Below are 24,057 nucleotides of genomic sequence, written 5' to 3'. Positions count from 1 at the left end.
ACCTTATTCCGTGACGAAGTAAAGTAAAAAGCCTGACATCTCAAAATAGATCTATTCTTTGCGAACTACCGGCGGGAATGCAAAATCCTTCCAGGCAGCTTCCGCCGCTGCCGGCGTGAGGTCGCCGTCGTATACCATGACCCGGTAGGTCAACGTGTATTCGTTTTCGTTAGTAAGCGTCCAGGATTTCATTTTAGTAGGTGAATAGTTGAGCATCAGTTCGCCGCCTTCCATATTTTCGGGCCATACGCGGAGTGGTTCCGGCGAGTCGTAGTTGGCCGGCGCATTCATGATGAGGAGGCCTGCCTGCCCCTGCGGAGTGGTGCCGGTGATTTTCACCCAGCGGGCGCGGGTGCTGTCTGCGTCTTTGCGGGTTTTACCTTCGGAGGTGAGCACCTGGCTGGTGCCGGCGGTGAAAGACGGTGTGGTACGCAGGCCGAAACCACCGCCATAGCGGTATTGCAGGAGGGTGATCCCCTCGGCGGTTGCCGGTGTAAAACGGGAGGTAATATCCCACAGGCGGCGTTTACCGTTGTCCGTGGCCGGGTAGGCCTGTACCGTCCAGGTTTCATGGATCGCTGTTTTTTCCGTCCCGTCTTTCAGGAAGGCCACATGTTCCTGGCGGGCGCTGAAACCGCAGAAGGCGTTGCCGGAAGTCACCGCTTCCATTTTAACGAAACGTACTTTTCCTTCTTTTTTCTGCACGTTCCAGAAGTCCGTCACCCTTCCCTCGAAAGAAGTATGCGTCCACGGGTTCCAGATGCCCATATGATGACGGTGGCCGCCGCTGGGAAAGGCGTTGGTAAGAACGGCGCCGTTGGGCGCCCACAGGGGGTGGATAAAGGCGTTGCGACGGTATACCGTATCGCTGCCGGCCGGCGGTTCTACCATAGCATAGTTGTACTGCAGGATTTTCTGCGTGCCCTGCTGCAGCGTCAGTGCAGTATTATTGTCTGTGACTACCATCACCGGCGGTGCGGATAATTTTTTAGGGGCTTTTTTCAGTTCGTAAGACCTCTGGGCGCCTGCGGGGGTATGCCCTTCCAGTATCCACCAGAGGGCCCCGTTCGCCGCGGTAACGGGGACGGGCACACGTTTTTTCCCTGTCACCTCTTCCAGCAGCAGGTCTTCTGTATCTGCCGGCTGATCGAGCCGTATATGCACGATACTGTTATGGCGGTCGATGTCACCTGCCTGTACGGTATAGCGGGCAATCACCTGGGCAGAAGCAGGAAGGCCGGCCAGCAGGCCGCCAAGAAGGAAAATGGTCCGGATAGGTGTTCTCATGTGCAATCGTTTGCAACAAAATACTGTTTCCTTTTTCACTATGCAAGTACTTTGCGTAGCGGCGGCTTAATATTGTCTGTGGAAGCTTGCCGGTTATCCGTTTATTTTAATATTTTTAGCGCTTAATGAAAGATATATGGCAAGCCCTGCGATTCATATGTTGACGACGAAACTCATTATAACCAATAAAACGGCCTTACAGCAGAAGTATGGAGACCGGCATCAGGCCATATTGGACGACCTGAAAGCACTGCAGGCATTTGATGCGGGCAGGCAGTTGTCCACCCAACTGATTTTCCTGGATGATACCGCCCAGATGCAGGCCTGCCAGTCGGCCCCCGTCACAGACGCCAAAGATGAAGCCCAGCATAAAAAGGCAATAGATGACCTGTACCGTTTTTATTCTCCTGGCTATATCATGCTGGTAGGCGCCCAGGACATCATCCCTTTTCAGCGGTTGAAAAACCTCCTGAAAGACAATGATCCGGACAGCCTTATTCCCAGCGATCTGCCCTATGCGTGCGATACGCCGTACGATACAGACCCGGGCAGGTTCATTGCCCCGGTGCGGGTAGTAGGCCGCCTGCCGGACATACCGGGAGTAGCAGATCCCGCTTACCTGCGTTCGCTCATTAAAGACATCCTGGACACCACGCCGCAGCCGGTACAGGTATACAAACCTTATTTCTCCGCCAGCACGTTCGACTGGCAGGATTCTACGCAAAACAGCCTGCAGAACATATTCGGCGATAAAAGCAACCTGTTGATCTTTCCGGGCACCGATACGCTGGACGGCACCAACTGGTCCACCCAGATGATGCCCAAAACACATTTCATCAACTGCCACGGCGCCATTTATAATCCCGGCTACTACGGCCAGAAATTAACCAACTTTCCGCTGGCCATGCGCTCAGACACCATCACTGCCAAACTGAGCACCGGCACGGTAGTAGCGGCTGAATGCTGCTATGGCGGCCAGCTGTACGACCCGCAGAAAAATGCAGCGAAACTCATGAGCATGGCCAACAGCTACCTGCTGAATCATGCCATCGCTTTTGTGGGCGCCTCCAACATCGCCTACGGGCCGCCTACCGGGCAGGGGCTGGCAGACCTGCTTACCCAGTTCTTCCTGATCAACGTGCTCAATGGCGCCTCTACAGGCCGGGCGCTACTGGAAGCCCGTCAACGTTTTCTGCACGAAATGGGACCTACCCTCGACCCGTTCGAGCTGAAAACGGCCGCCCAGTTTTACCTGCTGGGAGACCCGTCGCTGCAGCCGGTGATCAACGACAGAGACCCCAGCACGGACGGCATCACCCAGGCATTTGTGAACAGCCTGCAGAACCGCCGTGACAACCTGGAAGCCCGGGGCAAAATGCTGGACGATTTTCTGTCCACCCCGGCGCACACGACAGAAACCCATGCCACCGATCCCGCGCTGGAGGCAGCCATGCATTCCCTGCTGGGAGAGAGACTGTTTACCACGCCCCCTCCTGCCAAAACATTTATCAGCCAGCGGAAAAGCCCGCTGGTAAGCGCTGCATCAGGTACTTCCATGCCATCTGTAAAATTTCATGTATTTTCGGAATCAGCAGTCAGCGGAGAGCGTACCAGCACCAAAGTGCTGGTCGTAAAAGAAAAAAACAATCAAATACTGGGCTACCGTGAATATGTCAGCAGATAATTATTCCGAAGAAAACAGCATCCGCCTTACCGGTCGACTGGTACTGCGGACTTTTGGCCAGCGCTCCAAAAGCGAGCACCTTGGCGTATACCTGGTGACCGATCAGGGCGACTATCTGATACGCCCCGCCGGCGCCAACCCTTTCATGAACAACCCGCTGATGAAACTGGCGGGCAAAACCATCACCGCCGAGGGATATATCGTAGATTATGTGTTCCTGGCCCGCTCCTGGAAAGAAGGTGAAGAAGATCCCCGACCGGATGCTGCTATTTAGTGGTTTTTTATTACTTTGGCATTTATGCATCCCGCACGCATAGATGACAACAGCAACCTATGAATCTATCCTCATTTATAACGACCCTGGTCCGCGACGGACAAGTGACTGTAGACACAGCGGTCCATGCTTTTTCCCCGGATGACCTGGCTGCCACCAGGAGCATACTACTGAATTATTATCAGCACGACCTTATCGATATGCCCGGTGAAGCGCCGGCCTTCGACAACGACACCGCCCTCTGGGCCGCCAGCTTTATTTATAGGGCGGCGCAACTCATCAGGTCCCGGCCATCCGGCAATAACGGCATTGAACAATGGCTGCCCAAACACGCCGGGGCAACAGGCCCGGAAGCCATATACTCTGCCGATCTCTGCCTGCGCTATCTGCCCGATCTGCTGAGCATCGCCAAAAAACTGGCGCCTGCAGACCCGCTGGTACAACGCCTCACGGAAACGGCCGCCCAATGGCCGTTCTCCTCCACAGGCATGAACATTTACCCCGCTGCGCCGGTGACAGCGATCACCGAACACCCGTCGCTGCTGCAGGCCTACACCGACCGCATCATCGCCAGCAAGGACACCGGCAGATGCAACGATCCGGTAGTGATGACCGCCGTCAAGGCCTCCCTCGGCAGCTATGCCGATCTGTTGTGGCCCGGGTTTCATGACAGCTTCCGGGACTAACTACCGCAGTATACTAACGGAATAGGATATACGCCATTTAATCAGACAGCGGACGTTTGCCGGAGCACCGCACCCACACCCGGCCTGTCGGCGTAAATGATACGGCCGTTGTCAATACGGATACCGTCCGCGGTGTCTTCAGCCAGTAATAACGGCCCGTCCATGTCGACATAATCCAGCAGGGGCAGCAGGTGCGCCACCGCAGAAGTGCCAACGGTGCTTTCGTTCATACTGCCGGTCATTACCTTCATGCCGCATTGCCTCGCTTCTTTGATCATACGCAGCGCCGGTGTGATACCACCGCATTTGGTGAGCTTGATATTGATACCATGGAAATAGCCATGGCAACGGGCCACATCCTGCTCTACGATGCAGCTTTCATCTGCAATGATGGGCAGCACGGATTGTTCAAAAACATTTTTCATCCCTTCGCGGTCTGCTGCCGGCATAGGTTGCTCGATGAACTCCACGCCCAGTGGTTTCATGGCGGCAGCATTCTGCAGGGTCTCTTCCACGCCCCAGGCACAGTTGGCATCTACCCGGAATACCGCGCTGGTATGCTTTCTCAGCTCCGTGATAATTTCAATATCTTCTTTGGTGCCGAGTTTTATTTTATAGATCGGCCAGGGGAATTCTTTTAATTTCTTCACCATATTGTCGATGGTGTCAATGCCGATGGTGTAGTCTGTCAGCGGGTTATGGGAGATGTTCAGGCCCCACACTTCATACAGCTTTTTATGCTGGCGTTTGGCGTACAGGTCCCATGCTGCCAGGTCCAGCGCGCAAAGTGCAAACATATTATCCTTCAGTAAGGGGAACATCTCCTGCCAGAAAGCCTCCGGCTTGTCCAGCGTATAGTTTTCAATGAACGGGCGGTGCGCGTTGATCGCCTCCATCAGCCGGGGAACCGTCATGTTGTAATAGGAGTTGTCGGCCGTTTCTCCGAGGCCGGACAGGCCGTCCTGTTGTAATTCCACTACCAGCAGGGGTTGTACGTCTTTTGATTTGCGTGAAATGGTAAACGTGTGGCGGAATTTCAGTTCAAAAGGATAAAGTGTGAGTTTCATTTTAAAAAAATTACGAATTACGAATTACGAATTACGAATGAAGGACTTCCTATCCCAAGGTCCATTACGGATTATGTCTTACAAATGCGCCCGCATTCGTAATTCGTAATTCGTAATTCGTAATTGAATCAGGGATTCGGTATCTCCAGTAATGTTGTGTCACTGCGGGAATATTGATCCTTTCCTTATCAGGATGCTGGTCGGAAATATAACCGGCTGCCGCCAGCAGGTCCTGTATTTGAAAGATACGCCACATGGCGTTAGCCTGCAAGTGCTGGTTGATAATTTCCTTTACCAGGGCGACATTGGCATGCAAAGGCGCCGGGGTGTTGTGTTTCAATACCTGTTGATAGTATTTCCGGGAGATGCCTGCGTTTTCTTCCCACCATCCTCTGAGGGTGCTCATATCGTGGGTGGCCGGGGTCAGCACGGACAGGTAGGGCGCCTCAAAGATAGCGGCGAAATCATACCCCGCCTGTTTGGGCATACGCTGCACTTCCAGTCCGAGGATGCCTTGCGCCTGCATCACGCCGGGCACACAATGCGGTACCATGCCCAGGTCCTCCCCACAGATCAGCATGCGGGTGGCTCTTCTGATCAGCGGCAGCTTATGCATGGCTTCCTTGCGCCAGCAACTCTCCTGGCGGACATAAAAGAAATGGTGGTACAGGTCCAGTAACCGTTGTTGGGTAACAGGGTCGAGTGCGGCAAAGGAGGTGGTGGACGCGAGGTCGTAGCGGGGATGATACATCACCCGTTCTCCCTGTGTGACCTTTATCAGCAACACATCTGCTATCAGGTGGAACAGGGCCGATTCCACCGCTTCCGGCAGTTGCAGCTCCCTGACCTTACGCTGGGTATCGCAATGCGGCTGGAGGGCATACCGCCCGTGGGGCAGTGCATAGAGGTAACGGTCTTTAATGATGCCGGCATAGCTGCCGAAGGTCTGGTCCAGTACCGCGTCCGTGATCCACGGCTGGCAGAAGCGCGCTTCGTCAAAAGGAATACCTTTCTGCAGCAGCTCTTCCCGGCTGAGGGGAATGGCAGGGTGAAAATACCCCAGCAGCCCCTGTACGGCCTGTTGCGGTATCTGCCAGATGCGGAAGAAACCAAGGATATGATCGATCCGGAAAGCATCGAAATAAACGGACATATGCCGGAGCCTTTGCTGCCACCATTCGCAGCCGTCGGCCATCATCTTCTTCCAGTTGTACGTGGGGAAGCCCCAATTCTGCCCTTCCGCGGTAAAGCTGTCGGGTGGCGCGCCGGCCTGCATATCGGAGTGGTAGAGGCCGGGGTTCATCCAGGCGTCTGCACTGTAACGGGAGATGCCGATAGGGATGTCTCCCTTCAGCGCTACCCCTTCGTTGCGCACCGCCGTTACGGCCTGCTGCAGCTGCAGATGCAGGTGGTACTGTACAAAAAACCAGAAGTGCGCGGCGGCTGCGGCGGCGCCGTCAGCTATCACCAGCTGGTTGATAGCCGTATAGTCGTATTGGTTATATTCCGGCCAGCGGGAAAAATCGCTGGTATGGTATTTATCCCGCAGGTAACAGAAAACGGCGTAAGGCAGCAGCCAGTGTTCGTTGGCGGCAAACCACTGCCAGTAAGCGCGTGTCTGCAGCTTCTCGCCTTCCTCTTCATAAAGCGCTTTGAGATAAGCTAGTTTATAAGACAGGACGGTTTCATAGTCGACCTCCTCTTTTTCGTTGAGCCACTGCCGTAAGGAATGAAACTGCCGTTGCAACGGGTGCGTAGCCGGCAGCAGGCCTACGTCCTGCAGGCGGATGTAAAGCGGATGCAGGGCAAAGGAGGAGATGGCGTTGTAGGGATAGGAATCGCGCCAGGTCCAGGTGCTGACGGTATCGTTGACCGGCAGCACCTGTATCAGCTGCAGACCGCCCTGCCGGGCCCATTGCGCCAGCGGTACGAGGTCTGCGAACTCACCGGTGCCAAAGCCTTCGTGACTGCGCAGGCTGAATACGGGCACGGACACGCCGGCGCCCTTCCAATGGGGATAGTCCAGCCGCACGAAGCCATCATGCAGAACAGTATGCTCACCGGTAGCGAAAACCGGCAGTTCCCGGTCAGGGCCGTTTTCGTAATATTCGAAAGTATGATTGTCAAGATCGTAAACCCCGTATTTGTACCGTACCGGTGTGGCACCGGCGGGCAGCTGCGGCGCTGCGGTAAACCAGCCCTGCGCATCGTATTGCAGCAAAAGGGGGGTTTTAATATTCCAGCTGCCCAATGAGGGAACATTCCCCAGGAGGCAGATGGTTTTACCGGCGGGCAGCAACGGCGCCTGTACGCGGAACTGGTGGGTGGCGGCGCGGCTGTCCGGCTGTTGAACCGGATGCCGGAAAAATACGCGGGTAAAAGGGGCTGTCTGCCAGGCGTTCTGCGGTTGACCGGCGTAGTTCCAGGTATCGGTGAACCGGTAGGCTTCCCGGGCCGGGTCGAGCAATATTTCCCGGACGCCGCCTTCATAGGTCACTTCTTCCAGTTCCCGGAGCAGGTATTGGTATTGGAGAACAAAGGGTTCCGTGGTGGTGATCCGGATAGTAGCGCTCCACCATTCGTCGTTTTCCCATTGCAGGCGGAGGGCCTGGTGTGGCACGTCGCTGCCCAGTGCGGGAATATTTCCCAGCAGGTAAACGTCCTGCCCGTAGTGGGTATGGTAACGAAGGTAAAAACGTATGGTCTGATGCATCTGTTCCCAGGCTAAGCGGGAACAAAATAAAGATATTTAGGGATTTATTGATTTATGATTTTTTGCTATTGGGGATAAACATAAAAAAGACCGAAGCAGGATATTTCACCTGCTCCGGTCTTTTTGTTTATTAATCTACGACATCAAAAATCGTAAATCAAAAAATCCGTCAATGGATTTATTTTACTTCTTCAAACTCCGCATCGGTTACACCGTCTCCGCCTGCGTTAGGCTGGCCTTGTTGCTGGCCCGCACCGGCAGTAGCGCCTTCCGGCTGACCCTGGGTGGCTTTGTAGATTTCTTCAGAAGCAGCGGTCCATGCAGCTTCCAGTTCAGCGGTTGCAGCGTCGAGCTGTGCACTGTCCTGGGATTTGTGGGCTTCTCTCAGTTTATTAAGCGCTGTTTCGATAGTAGCTTTTTTATCAGCAGGCACTTTATCGCCGTATTCCTTCAGTTGTTTTTCTGTCTGGAAGATCAGGCTGTCTGCTTTATTGAGTTTTTCGATTTTTTCGCGTTGTTCTTTATCGGATGATTCGTTGGCTTTCGCTTCCGCTTTCATTTTTTCGATCTCATCTTTACTCAGGCCGCTACCAGCTTCGATTTTGATATTCTGCGTTTTACCGGTGCCTTTATCTTTGGCAGTAACGTGCAGGATACCGTTGGCGTCGATATCGAAAGTTACTTCGATCTGCGGAACGCCGCGCGGAGCCGGAGGAATGTCACCGAGGATAAAGCGTCCGAGGGTCCTGTTCTGGTTAGCCATAGGCCTTTCACCCTGCAATACGTGGATTTCCACGCTTGGCTGGCTGTCGGCGGCTGTAGAGAAGGTTTCGGATTTTTTGGTCGGGATGGTAGTATTGGACTCGATCAGTCTGGTCATCACACCGCCCATGGTTTCGATACCGAGAGACAGCGGGGTTACGTCCAGCAGCAGTACATCCTTTACTTCACCTGTCAGTACACCACCCTGGATAGCAGCACCTACGGCTACCACTTCGTCAGGGTTTACCCCTTTATTTGGTTTTTTGCCGAAGAATTTCTCTACCACTTCCTGAATTTTAGGGATACGGGTAGAACCGCCTACGAGGATGATCTCGTCGATTTCGGAGGTGTTCATGCCTGCATCTTTCAGGGCTTTACGGCAAGGCTCCAGTGTTCTTTCCACCAGGCTGTCGCTCAGCTGCTCAAATTTAGCGCGGGTCAGTTTTTTCACCAGGTGTTTAGGCACGCCGTCAACAGCGGTGATATAAGGAAGATTGATTTCCGTTTCAGCAGAAGAAGACAGCTCGATTTTTGCTTTTTCGGCAGCTTCTTTCAGACGTTGCCAGGACATCGGGTCTTTGTGCAGGTCTACCGCTTCATCTTTTTTGAATTCGTCGGCCAGCCAGTCCATGATCACCTTGTCAAAGTCGTCACCACCGAGGTGCGTGTCACCGTTAGTGGATTTTACTTCAAATACACCGTCGCCCAGTTCGAGGATGGAGATATCGAAGGTACCGCCACCGAGGTCGAACACAGCGATTTTAGTATCGGTGTGTTTTTTATCCAGACCGTATGCCAGGGCGGCTGCGGTAGGCTCGTTGATGATACGGCGAACAGTCAGACCGGCAATTTCACCGGCTTCTTTGGTCGCCTGACGCTGTGCGTCGTTAAAGTAAGCAGGAACGGTGATGACCGCTTCAGTCACTTCCTGGCCGAGATAGTCTTCAGCCGTTTTTTTCATTTTCTGCAGGATCATTGCGGAAATTTCCTGCGGCGTATATAATCTGCCATCAATATCAACGCGGGTGGTGTTGTTATCACCTCTTACCACTTTGTAGCTAACGTGCGTCAATTCGTTGGACACCTCGTCAAAATGACGGCCCATGAAACGTTTCACTGACATAATGGTATTAACGGGATTGGTAATAGCCTGACGCTTTGCAGGGTCACCTACTTTCCTTTCTCCGTTTTTCAAAAATGCCACTACAGACGGGGTCGTTCTCCTTCCCTCATCATTGGCAATCACTACCGGTTCGTTACCTTCCATAACGGCAACGCATGAATTGGTAGTTCCTAAGTCAATGCCTATTATTTTTCCCATAGTATTAAGATTCTCCTTTAGTTGTAAGTTAAAAGTCGTATTTGTCTTAGGTTTGTCAATGATTATGCCAAGCAAAAAAATATGAAATTATGTCAGTCAGGTGTCCTATATTTGAACAAGTTGATTGATTATTTGGTTATTTAGTCATTTGCGGAACCCGACAAAATGGCCAGACAGAAGGCCATCTGTGCAGTAATGTTAACCGTTCTTAACCTCGCCTTTCTTTAGCTGCTATTCATCTCTAAGCCTGTATTTTGATCATTTTATCAGACAAAAAGCAAATTGTATAACCTAAGTGTTTTCTTTATGAACAAATCCATTATCTGGCGGGCATCCTGTGCCCTGATGGCCCTTTTGCCCCTCTTTAGCAACGCCCAGGACCAAACATCCACTTCAGCTGTTCCCACCGTACAGTTATTTAAAGGCCCCCAGGAATACAAAACTTGGTCTATTGGCGTAAACGGTGGTATCCTGGCCCCTGTGGCTGCCACCGGTGGCAGTAACGACTTTACCAAATGGAAAGCATCCGGCGGTTATGGCGCCTATGTAAAATACCAGCTGCTTCATTTTATGGCCCTCCGGGCCGATTATGTGGGTGGCAAACTACAGGCTGATAACAGCAAAAACTGGGGCAACGGCCAGGCCCCTATAAGCCCCTACAGCTCCTTTGAAACAAAATTAAAATGGTCGGCCTCCCTGAACGCGGTATTTAATATTACGACGGTCAACTGGCTGTTCCGCAAGAACTTCGTAATGCTCTACGGGTCCGTAGGCGGCGGCATCGCCGGTTACAGTCCGACTCTTACCCGGACCGGCAGCAATACATCTTTTGATTATAAGCCTGACGGCACCATCAAGGAACTGATCATCCCGGTAGGCGCCGGTCTGAAGTTCAGACTGTCTGAATTCATCAACCTGGACTTGGGTTACACCATGTATTATGTTGACGGCGATAACCTCGACGGCCGTGTGTATGGTCCTAACAAGGACAAATTCTCCTATGGCTACGCCGGACTGGAGTTTGCTCTTGGCAAAAAAGGCAAACCACAGCTGCAATGGCATAATCCTGCCGCCGCCACCTACGATGAGCTGGAAGCCCAGAAAGCCGCACTGCGTGCCAACCTCGATGCTGTCACCCAGAGCAATGCAAGGCTGACAGCCGATGTGGATAAACTGACCAAAGACAGTGACGGCGACGGCGTTTCCGACTTCTTCGATAAATGCCCGGGCACACCGGCCAATACTGCAGTAGACGGCGCCGGATGCCCCCTGCCCGCTCCTGTTATCGAGAAAAAAGAAGAAAAGGTGGTCATCACAGAAGAGGATAACCGCATCGTAAAAGAAGCTATCCAGAACCTGGAATTTGATTTCGCGAAAGCAACCATCAAACCACACTCCTATCCGGCGCTCGACAGGGTGGCAGAACTGCTTAAACGCAAAAACCTGAACCTCAAACTCAGCGGCCATACCGACAACGTAGGCAGCAAAACACGCAACCTGGCCCTCTCCAGGGAAAGAGCCGAAGCGGTAAAAGCTTACCTCGTAGGCCAGGGCGTTAACGCCTCCAAAATAGAAGCCGTAGGTTATGGTATGACACAACCCATCGCCAGCAATAAAACAGCTGCCGGCAGACAGAAAAACAGAAGAGTGGAATTCACCATATTCTAATTACGAATTACGAATTACGAATTACGAATTGAGGGCTCCTTTATAGAGCGGGTTTTTAGTAACCGTTCCAAAAGGGAGCCCTCAATTCGTAATTCGTAATCCGTAATTCGTAATTTTACCAAATGATTATCAGAACAATTACACCTGCGGACAACCCGACACTGGCCAACATTATCAGGACCTCTCTGGCAGAATTTGGTATGGACAGGCCCGGCACCGTTTATACCGATCCTACGACCGACCACCTGTCGGACATCTACAGTAAACCACGGGCCACCTATTTCGTAGCAGAAGAGAACGGCGTGGTCCTCGGCGGCGCCGGCATCCATCCGCTGGATGGCGGAGAAGCCCACGTCTGTGAATTGCAGAAGATGTACCTCGTCCCCGCCGCAAGAGGCAAAGGCCTCGCCGGTAAACTGATCACCATGTGCCTCGAATATGCGAAGGCCAACGGCTACACCCACTGTTATCTGGAAACAGATCCTCAACTGGCCCGGGCGAGACAGGTATACGAACAATTCGGCTTCCGGTACCTGACAGGCCCCATGGGAAACACCGGTCATTTTGGCTGTGACAGCTGGATGCTGAAAGATTTATAGGATTCCCCGTTCCGTAGTTTTTTATGCACTGAGGAAAACCGGCATATTTCTTGGTATGAGGGCGAAGCAAAAAACTCATATCATGAAAAAACTTATTCTGTCTGGTATACTCGCCATTGGTACTGTACTGGCAGTAAAAGCACAAACCGTAAAATTCGGTGTTAAGGGCGGTCTTAACCTGGCTAAAATCACCAACGAAAGCTCGTCTAAAACCCGTGCGTCTTTCTATGCCGGCGGTTTGGTAAACATCGCACTGGACCAGCACTGGGCCATCCAGCCGGAACTGCTGTACTCCGGGCAAGGCACCAAAATGAAATCCAGCTACCTCGGCGGCCTGATCTCTGCTGAAAGCTCCCTCAAAACAGATTATATCAATATCCCTGTGATGGTGCAATACTCCATCGTTCCGGCATTTTACCTCGAAGCCGGTCCGCAGCTGGGCATCCTCGCCGGCGCCAAACTGAAAGGCGGCAGCGTGTCAGTAGACGTGAAAGACCAGATGAAAAGCATCGACTTCGGTATCGGCGTAGGCTTTGGTTATAAGTTTGATATGGGCCTCGGCGTTTCCGGCCGCTACAATTTCGGACTGACAAACCTCAATGAATCCGATAAACAAACCAACAAAAACTCCGTAGCGCAGATAGGCCTGTTCTATATGTTTTAATTACGAATTACGAATTACGAATTACGAATTGAGGGCTCCCTTTTGGAACGGTTACTAAAAACCCGCTCTATAAAGGAGCCCTCAATTCGTAATTCGTAATTCGTAATTGTTTAATTGAACTATCTTTGCTGTTCGTATTAATCATTTTCAGCATGAGTGTTGTACAATCTATCAGAACGGCTGCCGTAGCCGCTATAAAATCACTTTATAACCAGGATATCGCACTGGCCGACGTTTCGATCAATGTGACCAAGCCTGAGTTCCAGGGTGAGTATACCATTGTTGTTTTCCCGTTCACGAAATTCAGCCGGCAAAAACCTGACGAAACCGCACAAAACATCGGCACATGGCTCGCTGCCCACCAGCCCGAACTGATCGCCGGTTTTAACGTGGTAAAAGGCTTCCTGAACCTGGACATCAACCAGGACTACTGGACCGCTTTCCTGCAAGACAACTATAATAACGACAACATCGGCATACAGCCCTCCAACGGTAAAAGGATCATGGTGGAGTACTCCTCCCCCAATACCAACAAACCGCTGCACCTCGGGCACCTGCGTAACAACTTCCTCGGTTATTCCATCGCCGAGATCCTGAAAGCCAACGGCTACGAGGTGATTAAAACCAACCTCGTCAACGACCGCGGCATCCACATCTGTAAGTCCATGCTCGCATGGCAACTGTTTGCACATGGCGATACCCCCGCATCCACCGGTATCAAAGGCGACCACCTGGTGGGCGACTACTACGTGAAATTTGAAAGCGTAGTGAAAGAACAGGCAGAACCCATCATCGACAGAGTACTGGAAAACGACTTCCAGGACTTTGAAGGCGCTGACGTGGAAAAACTCACCAAACTGGTAACCGCCCTGCATAAACCGGAAGTAAAAGCCGATGCAGACAAGACCGCCAAAATTATGGGCGACATCAAAGAGATGGCCCGTAATAAAACGGAGATCATGCAACAGGCTAAAATCATGCTCCAGCAGTGGGAAGCCGGTAACCCGGAAGTGCGCCACCTGTGGGAAACCATGAACAGCTGGGTATATGAAGGCTTCGAGAAAACATACAAACGCCTGGGCATCGACTTCGACAAAATGTACTACGAAAGCGATACCTACCTGCTGGGTAAAGACCTCGTGGCAGACGGCCTCGCCAAAGGCGTGCTGTTCAAAAAAGAGGACAACTCCGTATGGATAGACCTCACCGCCGACGGACTGGATGAGAAACTGCTGCTGCGTGGCGACGGTACTTCCGTATACATGACACAGGACCTGGGCACCGCCCGGCTGAAATACAACGACTATCACATGGAACAGAGCATCTATGTAGTAGCCGATGAACAAAACTATCACTTCAAAGTGCTGCAGCTGATCCTGGAAAAACTGGGCGAACCTTCCGCCCCCGGTATCTTCCACCTCAGCTACGGCATGGTGGAACTGCCCCATGGCCGGATGAAAAGCCGCGAAGGCACCGTAGTGGATGCAGATGACATGGCGGAAGAAATGGTGAATACCGCTAAAGAAGCGACAGAAAAAGCTTTCCAGCGGTACAACGATATTACCGAAGCAGAACTGCAAGGGCTGTACGAAACCATCGGCCTGGGCGCCATGAAGTTCTTCCTGCTGCGGGTAGACCCTAAGAAAAAAATGATCTTCAACCCGGAAGAATCCATCGAACTGCAGGGATTCACCGGTCCGTTCATCCAATATGCACATGCCCGTATCAAATCTATTTTAAGAGAGGTGGGTCCGGTGGAAGGCCTCGAAAATTTCCGGTACAACGGCGAACTGCTGCCGCTGGAAAAAGAACTGATCGTGCTCAATGAGCAGTTCTCCGGCGTGGTGGCAGAAGCGCACCGCGAAATGAGCCCGTCTGTTATCGCCAACTATGTGTTCCAGCTGGCGCAGGTGTTCAACTCTTTCTATGCAGAAAAAGTAGAAGGCGTATACACTTATTCTGTACTGCGGGAAGAAAACCAGGACAAGAAAAAATTAAGGCTGCAACTGATCACCCTTACCGCACGCACAATCCGCCAGGGAATGAAGCTGCTGGGTATCAACGTGCCTGAGCGTATGTGATCACGCGGAGTTCACGCAAAGCACGCAAAGGAGCAAAGAGCGCAAAGATCATATAAGCGAGCAGAGAAAGCAAAGGAGCGGAGATCAAATTTGATCTCCGCTCCTTTGCTTTCTTATTTAAACTTAAAAAAATCTTTGCGTTCTTTGCTCCTTTGCGTGCTTTGTGTGAACTTCGCGTGAAAATAAACGCTGCGGTCCTCGCGGGCCGCAGCGTTAGCAGCTTACGGCCGCCGTGGCCGAAACTGCCGAAGAAAATACCACAGCTGGCAGCAACGAAAAAGGAGCTTGCCATTCCCTGATACGTTGTTTTCTAATCCTTCCTTCACTGTGGCAAACAGGTTTGCCGAATATTATCTGATAGTGCCGGTAGCCGTGGCTTTGTCACAAAGGGCCATGCCTTTTTCCATCTCACCCTTACCCATATACGACTTTCCGAGCATAAACATAGCAAAAGCATTTGTAGGTTGCAAGCGTAAAACCTTTTCCCACTGAGAAACCGCTGCTTCATAGTCTCCTTTGCCATAAAAAGCCTGGGCGAGGTTGAACCCAATCTGTTCATCGTCCGGCTGCTGTTCCTGTGCTTTCAGCAGGCAGGCGATGCCTTTCTCTGTGTGTTGCAGCTGCAGCCATGCCACGCCGCTATTGAACAGGAAGACCGCATCCTGCCGGCATCCCAGCACGGCAGCTTTTTCGAAGGCCTGTACCGCTTTGGCCGGTTCGGCCACATTAAACCACATCATACCCAGTTCGTACCACGCAGCGATGTGCGTACTGTCTATCGACAGGTCCTGCTGATAATAGTGTATGCTTTCCCGGTAGTTGCCCAGCTGTGCATAGAGTTGCGCCAGCTGATACGGCACCATTTTATTTTCCGGTTCTTCCTGCAAAGCCTGCTGCAGCGCTTCCAGCGCATTATCATACTGGTGCAGATAGTAGTAACTCAATCCTATCTGCCGGCTCAGGTTAGCTGCACCCAGTTGCTGCGCTTTGCGGCAACAGACCAGCGCTTCCGCATATGATTTCTTCTCAAAGTAAAGCTCTCCCAGCGCACTATAGGCAGCAGTAAACGCACTGTCAGCCTTGATGGCCGCAGCAAAGCGCTGACGGGCAGCTTCGTGCTGACCGGATTTTCTGAAGGCCATGCCTTCCCGGTAAAGATCACGGGCTTTATCGTACGGGGTGTTCAGCGGCATTGCGCTGACAGTGTGCAGCACCATGGTGAGCAACACCATGGGCAAACATAGGATAAGGCGACAGGTCATCATGTGTAGGCTTCCCTACAAAGATAACATTATTTAAATATTTGTATATTTTATTATTTAGATAGTAAATACTTGGTTATCAGCCTTATGCGATTATTTCTCCGACATATCGGAAGCGGAGAAGCCCAGTGGCAGCAGGTGATTGGCTTTATGGATAACATATACCTTTCCGCTAAGGCCGCCCAGTATCAGGCGGATAGGGCTTTCCTGCCGCAGTTCATATTCTGCCAGCGTCTGGCGGCATACACCGCAGGGAGAGATAGGATGGTTACTCTCGCCATGCATATTGTTGTAACTGATGGCGATGGTGTCTACCGGCACATCGGGATAAGCCGAGGAAGCGGCTGACAATGCCACTCTTTCCGCGCATAAACCGGCAGGGAAAGCGGCGTTTTCCTGGTTGGAACCGGCTACAATTTCCCCGTTGACCAGCCGGATCACTGCGCCCACCTGGAAGTGGGAATACGGCGCATAGGCGTGGCGGGTTACATCGCGGGCTTCCTTCAGCAGCCAGGCGTCCCTGTCATCCAGGCCGGTAATATCATTATATACAAAGTATTCGAATTGCTGCAGTTGTTTCTCCATAAAAAAGTGTGAAGCTGTTACGTATGGCCTTTACCGCGATACGCCTGCTATGGGGCTGTAAAGGGGTAAAGACAACTACGGACAGGCAATATGCCAGTCCGTAATTTACTTTAAAAAATATTTTCAGCCAGTGCTTATTTGATACCTCTGAAAAGACGGCTCCAGCGGATGCCGTGTTCTCCGTAACTCATCCAGATCAACCATGCCTTACCCACCACGTGGTCTTCCGGTACAAATCCCCAGAAACGGGAGTCGAGGGAATTGTTGCGGTTGTCCCCCATCATCCAGTAGTAGTTCATTTTAAAAGTATAGGAGTCTGCAGGCTGACCGTTGATGAAGATTTTACCATCTTTCCGTTCCAGCGTATTGCCTTCATACACACGGATGGCGCGGTCATAAATGGCGAAGTTGCTGTCATCCAGTTTGATGGTAGCCCCTTTCTTCGGGATATACAGCGGTCCGAAGTTTTCCTCTGTCCATTTGACATGCGTGGTATCGTGCGGGAACACCATGTTGTAGTTAAAATCAACATAGTTGGACTCTTCGTAGACCGTAATGTTTTTTACGATCGGGAATTGTTTGAGTGCCGTTACGTTCTCCGGTGTAAGGTTATACACATACTTGTTGTTATCGAAAGTATATTCAGGGCCAACGATGCCCAGTTCTTCCAGGCGGCTGGAATTCAGCTGGTCGCCGGTGGTTTCCACCACGTATTTGTGCTGGCTGCCGGGAGGCACCGGGGCTGGCTGACCATTCACATACACAACACCGTGTACGATTTTAATGGTATCGCCGGCTTCCGCCATACAGCGTTTGATATAGTTTTCCCTTTTATCTACCGGGCGATGAATGATCTGATAGGAATTGTTGACTGCCTGCCAGCCGGCCTGTCTTACCATGTTGTAATAACTTGGGTCCGGCGCATCGATGGCTACCGTGTCCCCCTCCGGGAAGTTAAATACCACTACGTCATAACGTTTGATATCGGAGAAGCCGGGGAGGCGTTTGTATTTCCATTTAACGGCTTCGGAGTAAGCTTTGGTGGATTTGGTGAACGGCATGGTGTGATGCACAAATGGCATGGCCAGCGGCGTCATTGGAATACGGGGCCCGTAGCTGATTTTGCTGACAAAGAGGAAGTCGTTTACCAGCAAGGTCTTTTCCATGGAAGGTGTAGGAATGGTATAGGCCTCAAAAATAAAAGTGCGGATAAGCGTGGCTGCTATGATAGCAAAGATACCAGCGTCCAACCATTCTCTCGCCGTAGATTTCTTTTTCTTTGGCTGACCTTCTTTATTTTTTTTCCAAAATGCCAGATTCATTCAAATACGCTTATTAGATGCTTAAAAAGGCAAATATAATATTCTGTTGTTAGTGAGTAGCTTTTCGCGGGGAAAAGTTTTCTTAAAAATAGCTTAAATAATACTGCTATAGCTATTAAAATTAAAAATAATGTTATGAAACGGCAGGGCAAATTCCCTGGAGGGCGCGGGGGGCTGATAAGCGGTACTGCCGGCGGCGGCTAGCGGAGCAGGGTTTCTGTCAGTATCCGGTTCATCTCCGTGGCGCGGTTGAGCACCATAAAGTGGCCGCCATCGGGGATAACATGGGTAGGCTTTACGAAACGGATGGGAAAGGGCATGTCTTTGCCTCCGTGGATATGCACCAGGTTGGGAGGTATGACGTCGTTTTTCCAGTGCAGGATCGTGTTTACCGCCCACCGGGTATAGGTGAAGTCTTTTTTGGAGAGATATTCCTTTACCAGCTGTCCTTCTGCTTTCGATTCGATGTTGAGGAACTTTTTCACGACCATGCCCCGTTGCCGGTAGATGATGGCGTCGGGCAACTGATGGAGCCGGAGCCGGCGTACCCAGTTGTAATACGGCGGCTTTTCGGCCGTGTGCTTAATGCTGGAAACGAGGATATTTTGTGCGATGGGCCGCACGCGGGCGATCTCCAGGCTCATGATACCGCCAAAAGACACGCCCAGTAAAGAAATGGGCCCATCGGCCGTGATGCCTTCCGCCATGCGGGTGGCATAACTGCTGATGGGCTCATCGGGAAGCGGTGCTATCCACTTCAGGTGGTGTATGTCATAGCCGGCCGGGAAACGCAGGTTGTCGAAGATGCGTTCGTCGGCCCCGAGGCCGCTGATGAGATACAGATGTCTGGGCATATGGTTTCAGATTCAGGAACCTGCTTTTTTTCTTTCGCGGACAGGCACTACAAAGTCTTCTACATCTTCTGTCGTGATGGTCTTACCGGAGAGGATCACCAGTCTCTCCACCACGTTGCGCAGTTCGCGGATATTACCGGACCAGTTGTGGTTTTGCAGCGCTTTCATGGCGTCTTTGTCAATTCCTTTGCGGGCGATGCCGTACTCGCTGCACACGGCGTCGAGGAAGTTGTCCACCAGCAGCGGCACATCTTCGCGGCGGTCGTTGAGGGACGCCACATGGATGAGGATCACGCTCAGGCGGTGGTAAAGGTCGAGGCGGAAGTTTTTATCTTCCACTTCTTTCAGGAGGTCTTTGTTGGTAGCGGCCACCACGCGCACGTCGACACTGATTTCCTTGTCGCCACCCACGCGGGTGATCTTTCCTTCCTGCAGGGCACGGAGCACTTTGGCCTGTGCGCTGAGGCTCATATCGCCGATTTCGTCCAGGAAAAGGGTGCCACCGCTGGCCTGTTCAAATTTGCCGATGCGTTGTTTTACTGCGGAGGTAAAAGAGCCTTTTTCATGGCCGAAAAGTTCGCTTTCTATCAATTCACTGGGAATAGCGGCGCAGTTCACTTCCACCATTGGTCCGGAGGCGCGGTTGCTGCGTTCGTGGAGCCAGCGGGCCACCAGTTCCTTCCCTACTCCGTTTTCACCGGTGATCAGTACGCGGGCGTCGGTAGGCGCCACTTTTTCGATCGTTTCCCGGATTTTAAGGATGGGAGCGGAATCGCCGATCATTTCCGGCACCTTGTTCACCTTGCGGCGCAGGGTTTTGGTTTCTGTCACCAGCTTGGTTTTATCCATAGCGTTGCGCAGGGTGATCAGCAGGCGGTTCAGGTCCGGCGGTTTGGAGATATAATCATACGCGCCTTTTTTCACAGCGTCGACGGCGGTATCGATGTTACCGTGGCCGGACACCATGATAATAGGTACGTCCTGGTTGATTTCCCTGGCTTTCTCCAGGAATTCCAGGCCATCCATTTTAGGCATTTTGATATCACACAATACGGCATCGTATTGTTTTGCCTGGAACATTTTAAATCCTTCCAAGCCGTCCGCAGCCTCTTCTACCTTATAACCTTCATAGCTCAGAATTTCAGTGAGTGTTTTACGGATGCTTTTTTCGTCGTCAATAATTAAAATGTTAGCCATAGCGATTGTTGAGATTTATGATACCGGTGTAGCCCGGTAGTAATCAGCGCCAAAAATAACGGAGATTTAGGTATTTTTTGATTTTGTTATTTAGTTATTTGATTATTGTCCGGAAGAATAGCCGCATTAAATCTACGTAATTTCAAATACTTATAATCTCCGCTGCATTTTATTAAATATCTAAATAACAAAATTTGAAAATTCCTGAATGAAAAGTCTACTACCTTTACAGGGAATATGAGTAATTTTAGCATACAAACGAATACAGATCTGTAATTCCTTCCGCATATGAGCGATTTTTTGGAAGAACTGGCGCGAAGACACCAATTGGCTGCTGCAAATGCTTATCCCGCCACCAGTGTTGTAAGTGATTTTGCCAATAGTCTGATTAATTGGTTATTCCCCGAACATACCGGCCACGTAATGGCCGACCCCGTACTTTTGAAAGAGTACGGCCGCAAGCTGGAGAAACAGCTGGAGACATTACTGCTGCCGATGCAGCATCAGTTGCCCGAAGAAGCGGGCCATATCAGCCGGGCTTTTATGAGCAGGGTGCCAATGATATACGATGAGCTGACCAAAGATGCGAACGCTATTTTCCAGGGCGATCCGGCGGCTACCTGTCTGTATGAGGTGATACGTGCCTACCCCGGGTTCTACGCCATCGCGTTTTACCGGATGGCGCATGCCCTGTATGAACTGAAGATCCCGCTGTTGCCCAGGATGATCACGGAGCTGGCGCATGCCCGTACCGGTATTGACATCCATCCGGGCGCGGTGATAGCGCCGTTCTTCTGTATAGATCACGGTACGGGCATCGTCATCGGGGAAACGACCGTTATCGGTCAGCATGTAAAGCTGTACCAGGGCGTAACCCTCGGCGCGCTGAGCATTGAAAAAACCATGGCGCGCAGCAAGCGGCACCCTACCATCGAAGAACATGTAGTCATTTATGCCGGCGCCACTATCCTGGGCGGCGATACCGTCATCGGCCACCATAGCGTTATCGGCGGTAACGTATGGCTGATACGGAGCGTAGAGCCTTTTTCCCGTATCTATTACAAAGCGGAGCATAAATACCTGGAGAGCAATCACGAATAACTACCGATTATGGCGACAATACTGGACCTCGTTGGCAACACGCCAATGGTGGAATTACAACGGATCCCGGAGAGCCCGGCCGTTAAAATCTATGCAAAACTGGAGGGTACCAATCCCGGTGGCAGTGTAAAGGACCGTGCGGCCTATGGCATGATCAAAGGGGCGCTGGACAGGGGCGAGATCCGCAGCGGCACCCGGCTGATAGAAGCCACCAGCGGCAATACCGGCATTGCCCTGGCCATGATCGCCAATTTATTTGGCATCGAGATAGACCTTGTCATGCCGGCAGACTCCACCCTGGAACGGGTGCAGACGATGCAGGCCTACGGCGCCAGGGTGATACTGGAAGAATCCATGGAGACCTCCATCGACTATGCCAACGCGCAGGTGGCCAAAGGCGGCTACGTGATGCTGAACCAGTTTGCCAACCCTGATAACTACGGGATGCATTATAAAACTACCGGACCGGAAATCTGGCGGGACACGGGCGGCAGGATCACCCACTTCGTGAGCGCTATGGGCACCACGGGCACTATTATGGGCGTATCAAAGTACCTGAAGGAGCAGGACCCGGCAGTGCAGATTGTGGGCTGTCAGCCTACCGAAGGCTCCAAAATACCGGGTATCCGCAAATGGCCGGAGGCTTATCTCCCTAAAATATTTGATAAATCACGGGTAGATGTAACGATGGACATCTCCGAGCAGGAAGCAAGGGAGATGACGAAAAGGCTGGCGAAAGAAGAGGCCATTTTCTGCGGTATGAGCAGTGGCGGCGCCATGGCGGCAGCCCTGCGGCTTTCAAGGGAACTGACCAGCGGCGTGATCGTGGGCATTATCTGCGACCGCGGCGACCGCTACCTTTCCAGTGACCTTTTTGCGTGATTTTGGGATTTACGGATTTTGGGATTTACGATTTTGGGGTTTATAAAAGCGAAGACCTGAGCAAACATAATTCGCTCAGGTCTTCGCTTTTTATATCCAAAAATTTTTACATTTCAAAATCCGTAAATTTCGAAATCCATAAATCCCGGTTATTTCTTCATGTACATTACTTCTTTCACCAGTTTCACAGTACGCTCCACGTCCGGCATGTACAGTTTCACCAGGTTCGGTGCGTAGTGCATGGGAGCATCAGGAGCAGTGATACGGCGGATAGGTGCATCGAGGTAATCGAAACCTTCTTTCTGGATGCGGTAAGCGATTTCAGAAGAAACGCTGGCGAACGGCCATTGTTCTTCCACGATCACGAGGCGGTTGGTTTTCTTAACAGACTCGAGGATGGTGAACCAGTCCAGCGGACGGATGGTACGCAGGTCGATCACTTCCGCTTCGATGCCTTCTTTAGCCAGTTCTTCCGCAGCACCCAGGGCTACTTTCATCATTTTATTGAAAGAAACGATGGTCACGTCTTTACCGGCACGTTTGATATCAGCTTTTCCGATCGGGATGATGTATTCCTCTTCAGGTACTTCGCCCATGTCACCGTACATCACTTCGCTTTCCATGAAAACAACCGGATCGTCGTCGCGGATAGCCGCTTTGAGCAAACCTTTAGCATCGTATGGATTGGAAACGGAGATCACTTTCAGGCCGGGGATGTTAGCATAGTAGCTTTCGAAAGCAGTGGAGTGCTGAGCGCCCAGCTGACCGGCAGAACCGTTAGGTCCGCGGAAAACAATCGGACAGCCAACCTGGCCGCCACTCATGGCGAGCATTTTGGAAGCCGTATTCAGGATCTGGTCTAAAGCCAGTGTTGCGAAGTTCCAGGTCATAAATTCCACTACCGGGCGAAGGCCGTTCTGCGCAGCACCAACGCCAATGGCAGCAAATCCAAGTTCAGCGATCGGCGTGTCGATCACACGTTTTGGACCAAACTCATCGAGCATTCCCTGGCTCACTTTATAAGCACCATTGTATTCGGCTACTTCCTCCCCCATCAGTAATACCCGTTCATCACGGCGAAATTCCTCCTGCAGGGCTTCTCTTAAGGCTTGTCTGAAAGCTATCTGACGCATGCTATTCTTAATAAAGTTTGAAAGTTTAAGTGCCTGATTGTCGTAAGGCAGGGCAAAAATATTGTTTGTTGACGAAAAAGCAAAGGATTAATAATTAATATGACAGCCCGCCTATAATATTTACTTATTTTATTATTTTTATATTTAAAAAAATAACAATATTAATTAGAGGTATAACGGGAATAAAAACAGGATCACTCGATTCCGGCATCCCCCAAATTCCAAAATATCAAAATTCCAAAATAACAAAATAAAATGGTTACCCTTACCATCCTTACCATCTGCTTTCTGACAGCCATCTCCTGTAAGATCAAAAAAATAAAATCACCGGTGGCGCTGGCCCTTACCTGGTACATTCACCTTATTTTCCTGTTCTTTTCCGTCATCTGCCTGTTGCTGATGATCAACGGGTACGGGTTTAAAGGTGCGCAGACGGAAAGGGTCTTCTTCACACTCTATGCCGGCAGCGGCATGGTGCTGTATGGCCTGAGCAAACCCGGGACAGACGCCCGCTACGCCTACCTGACGGTACTTTTCGGGTTTCCGTTTGTACTGTTGCTGGGGCTGATCATCCCTCCCCTGCGCATCCTTACGCTGGTGGCCACGCTTACCCTGCTGTCCGACAGTGACTTTCACCGGTACGCCATCGACGACGACCACGCACTGCAAAGCAAAACCAGCGGCATCCTCTCGGTGACGCCAACCTACAGCATGGTGACAGACAAATACTGGCTGTTTGAAGAAATTACGCCTGATGTGATAAAACCCCAGCGTGCGGTGAGCAACCTGCGTATGAAGAAAAAAGGGACTGACAGCGTACAGATCCAATGGGGCTACGGCAAAATGCGGAAAGACACCGTCATTTTGTTATTTTGATATTTTGTTATTTTGATATTTAATCATTTAAGAACCCTT

20 protein-coding genes are annotated in these 24,057 nt (G+C 51.4%); 10 read left to right on the top strand and 10 right to left on the bottom strand.

Translation table 11 applies throughout. The features are described from left to right. Window positions 1-51: 51 nt before the first annotated feature. Complete coding sequence (locus tag HF324_RS08160) at window positions 52-1,287, bottom strand: DUF6807 domain-containing protein (RefSeq protein ID WP_168862262.1); 1,236 nt, start codon at window positions 1,285-1,287, stop codon at window positions 52-54. Between the two features lie 157 nt (window positions 1,288-1,444). On the opposite strand from HF324_RS08160, the gene HF324_RS08155 reads away from it, so the two are divergent. Genes HF324_RS08155 through HF324_RS08145 form a run of 3 tightly spaced genes read left to right on the top strand, consistent with a single transcriptional unit; the run spans window position 1,445 to window position 3,931 of the window. Beyond that, window positions 1,445-2,971 carry a C25 family cysteine peptidase gene (locus HF324_RS08155; RefSeq protein ID WP_168811250.1) on the top strand — a complete coding sequence of 509 codons (1,527 nt, stop codon included), beginning with the start codon at window positions 1,445-1,447 and terminating at the stop codon, window positions 2,969-2,971. After that, window positions 2,958-3,245, top strand: coding sequence for a hypothetical protein (locus HF324_RS08150; RefSeq protein WP_168811248.1), 288 nt, complete (start codon window positions 2,958-2,960; stop codon window positions 3,243-3,245). The genes HF324_RS08155 and HF324_RS08150 overlap by 14 nt, the downstream gene beginning before the upstream one ends. Before the next feature lie 59 nt (window positions 3,246-3,304). Continuing rightward, entirely contained in the window at window positions 3,305-3,931 is a 627-nt protein-coding gene (locus HF324_RS08145) for a conflict system bpX4 domain-containing protein (RefSeq protein WP_168862261.1), read from the top strand. Between the two features lie 41 nt (window positions 3,932-3,972). On the opposite strand, the gene HF324_RS08140 is transcribed toward HF324_RS08145, so the two are convergent. From HF324_RS08140 to dnaK, 3 genes are all read right to left on the bottom strand, one after another. After that, entirely contained in the window at window positions 3,973-4,998 is a 1,026-nt protein-coding gene (locus HF324_RS08140) for a dipeptide epimerase (protein WP_168811244.1), read from the bottom strand. A 64-nt stretch (window positions 4,999-5,062) separates the two neighbouring features. Then, on the bottom strand, window positions 5,063-7,711 hold the full coding sequence (locus HF324_RS08135; protein ID WP_168862260.1) for a 4-alpha-glucanotransferase: 2,649 nt from the start codon (window positions 7,709-7,711) through the stop codon (window positions 5,063-5,065). Between the two features lie 178 nt (window positions 7,712-7,889). After that, complete coding sequence (gene dnaK / locus HF324_RS08130) at window positions 7,890-9,794, bottom strand: molecular chaperone DnaK (RefSeq protein WP_168811240.1); 1,905 nt, start codon at window positions 9,792-9,794, stop codon at window positions 7,890-7,892. A gap of 306 nt (window positions 9,795-10,100) precedes the next feature. Here dnaK and HF324_RS08125 point away from each other — a divergent pair, with 306 nt between their 5' ends. The 4 genes from HF324_RS08125 to argS all read left to right on the top strand — a co-directional run bounded on the left by HF324_RS08125 (window position 10,101) and on the right by argS (window position 14,806). Beyond that, window positions 10,101-11,462 (top strand): OmpA family protein, encoded by a 1,362-nt coding sequence (locus tag HF324_RS08125; RefSeq protein WP_168811238.1) that lies wholly within the window; start codon window positions 10,101-10,103, stop codon window positions 11,460-11,462. 122 nt (window positions 11,463-11,584) lie between these two features. Then, window positions 11,585-12,061, top strand: a complete 477-nt coding sequence (locus HF324_RS08120; RefSeq protein ID WP_168811236.1) for a GNAT family N-acetyltransferase — start codon at window positions 11,585-11,587, stop codon at window positions 12,059-12,061. An 82-nt stretch (window positions 12,062-12,143) separates the two neighbouring features. After that, the gene (locus HF324_RS08115) at window positions 12,144-12,725 is read left to right on the top strand and encodes a porin family protein (protein WP_168862259.1); all 582 of its coding nucleotides are present in this window, start codon (window positions 12,144-12,146) and stop codon (window positions 12,723-12,725) included. Window positions 12,726-12,877: 152 nt separating this feature from the next. Continuing rightward, entirely contained in the window at window positions 12,878-14,806 is a 1,929-nt protein-coding gene (gene argS, locus HF324_RS08110) for an arginine--tRNA ligase (RefSeq protein WP_168862258.1), read from the top strand. Between the two features lie 350 nt (window positions 14,807-15,156). Here the strand turns inward: argS and HF324_RS08105 are convergent, their stop codons facing one another. The 5 genes from HF324_RS08105 to HF324_RS08085 form a co-directional block, all read right to left on the bottom strand. Further along, window positions 15,157-16,071, bottom strand: a complete 915-nt coding sequence (locus HF324_RS08105; protein WP_168862257.1) for a tetratricopeptide repeat protein — start codon at window positions 16,069-16,071, stop codon at window positions 15,157-15,159. A gap of 90 nt (window positions 16,072-16,161) precedes the next feature. Then, the gene (locus tag HF324_RS08100; RefSeq protein ID WP_168811226.1) at window positions 16,162-16,653 is read right to left on the bottom strand and encodes a cytidine deaminase; all 492 of its coding nucleotides are present in this window, start codon (window positions 16,651-16,653) and stop codon (window positions 16,162-16,164) included. A gap of 134 nt (window positions 16,654-16,787) precedes the next feature. Beyond that, window positions 16,788-17,975: a signal peptidase I gene (lepB, locus tag HF324_RS08095; protein ID WP_168862256.1), complete on the bottom strand. Its 1,188-nt coding sequence runs from the start codon at window positions 17,973-17,975 to the stop codon at window positions 16,788-16,790. 200 nt (window positions 17,976-18,175) lie between these two features. Beyond that, window positions 18,176-18,829, bottom strand: coding sequence for an alpha/beta hydrolase (locus HF324_RS08090; RefSeq protein ID WP_168811222.1), 654 nt, complete (start codon window positions 18,827-18,829; stop codon window positions 18,176-18,178). A gap of 12 nt (window positions 18,830-18,841) precedes the next feature. Beyond that, the gene (locus tag HF324_RS08085; protein ID WP_168811220.1) at window positions 18,842-20,026 is read right to left on the bottom strand and encodes a sigma-54-dependent transcriptional regulator; all 1,185 of its coding nucleotides are present in this window, start codon (window positions 20,024-20,026) and stop codon (window positions 18,842-18,844) included. A 288-nt stretch (window positions 20,027-20,314) separates the two neighbouring features. Between HF324_RS08085 and HF324_RS08080 the strand changes: the two genes are divergently transcribed. Together HF324_RS08080 and cysM are read left to right on the top strand one after the other, a co-directional pair. Then, window positions 20,315-21,127: a serine O-acetyltransferase gene (locus HF324_RS08080; RefSeq protein WP_168811217.1), complete on the top strand. Its 813-nt coding sequence runs from the start codon at window positions 20,315-20,317 to the stop codon at window positions 21,125-21,127. Between the two features lie 9 nt (window positions 21,128-21,136). Beyond that, the gene (gene cysM / locus HF324_RS08075) at window positions 21,137-22,009 is read left to right on the top strand and encodes a cysteine synthase CysM (protein ID WP_168862255.1); all 873 of its coding nucleotides are present in this window, start codon (window positions 21,137-21,139) and stop codon (window positions 22,007-22,009) included. A gap of 149 nt (window positions 22,010-22,158) precedes the next feature. On the opposite strand, the gene HF324_RS08070 is transcribed toward cysM, so the two are convergent. After that, window positions 22,159-23,142 (bottom strand): pyruvate dehydrogenase complex E1 component subunit beta, encoded by a 984-nt coding sequence (locus HF324_RS08070; RefSeq protein ID WP_168811213.1) that lies wholly within the window; start codon window positions 23,140-23,142, stop codon window positions 22,159-22,161. A 255-nt stretch (window positions 23,143-23,397) separates the two neighbouring features. Between HF324_RS08070 and HF324_RS08065 the strand changes: the two genes are divergently transcribed. Further along, a complete protein-coding gene (locus tag HF324_RS08065; protein WP_168811211.1) occupies window positions 23,398-24,018 on the top strand; it encodes a hypothetical protein in 621 nt (206 codons plus the stop codon). Window positions 24,019-24,057 lie beyond the last annotated feature (39 nt).

This window comes from Chitinophaga oryzae (assembly GCF_012516375.2).
Lineage (GTDB): Bacteria > Bacteroidota > Bacteroidia > Chitinophagales > Chitinophagaceae > Chitinophaga > Chitinophaga oryzae.
This window is presented reverse-complemented; position numbering and strand designations above follow the sequence as displayed.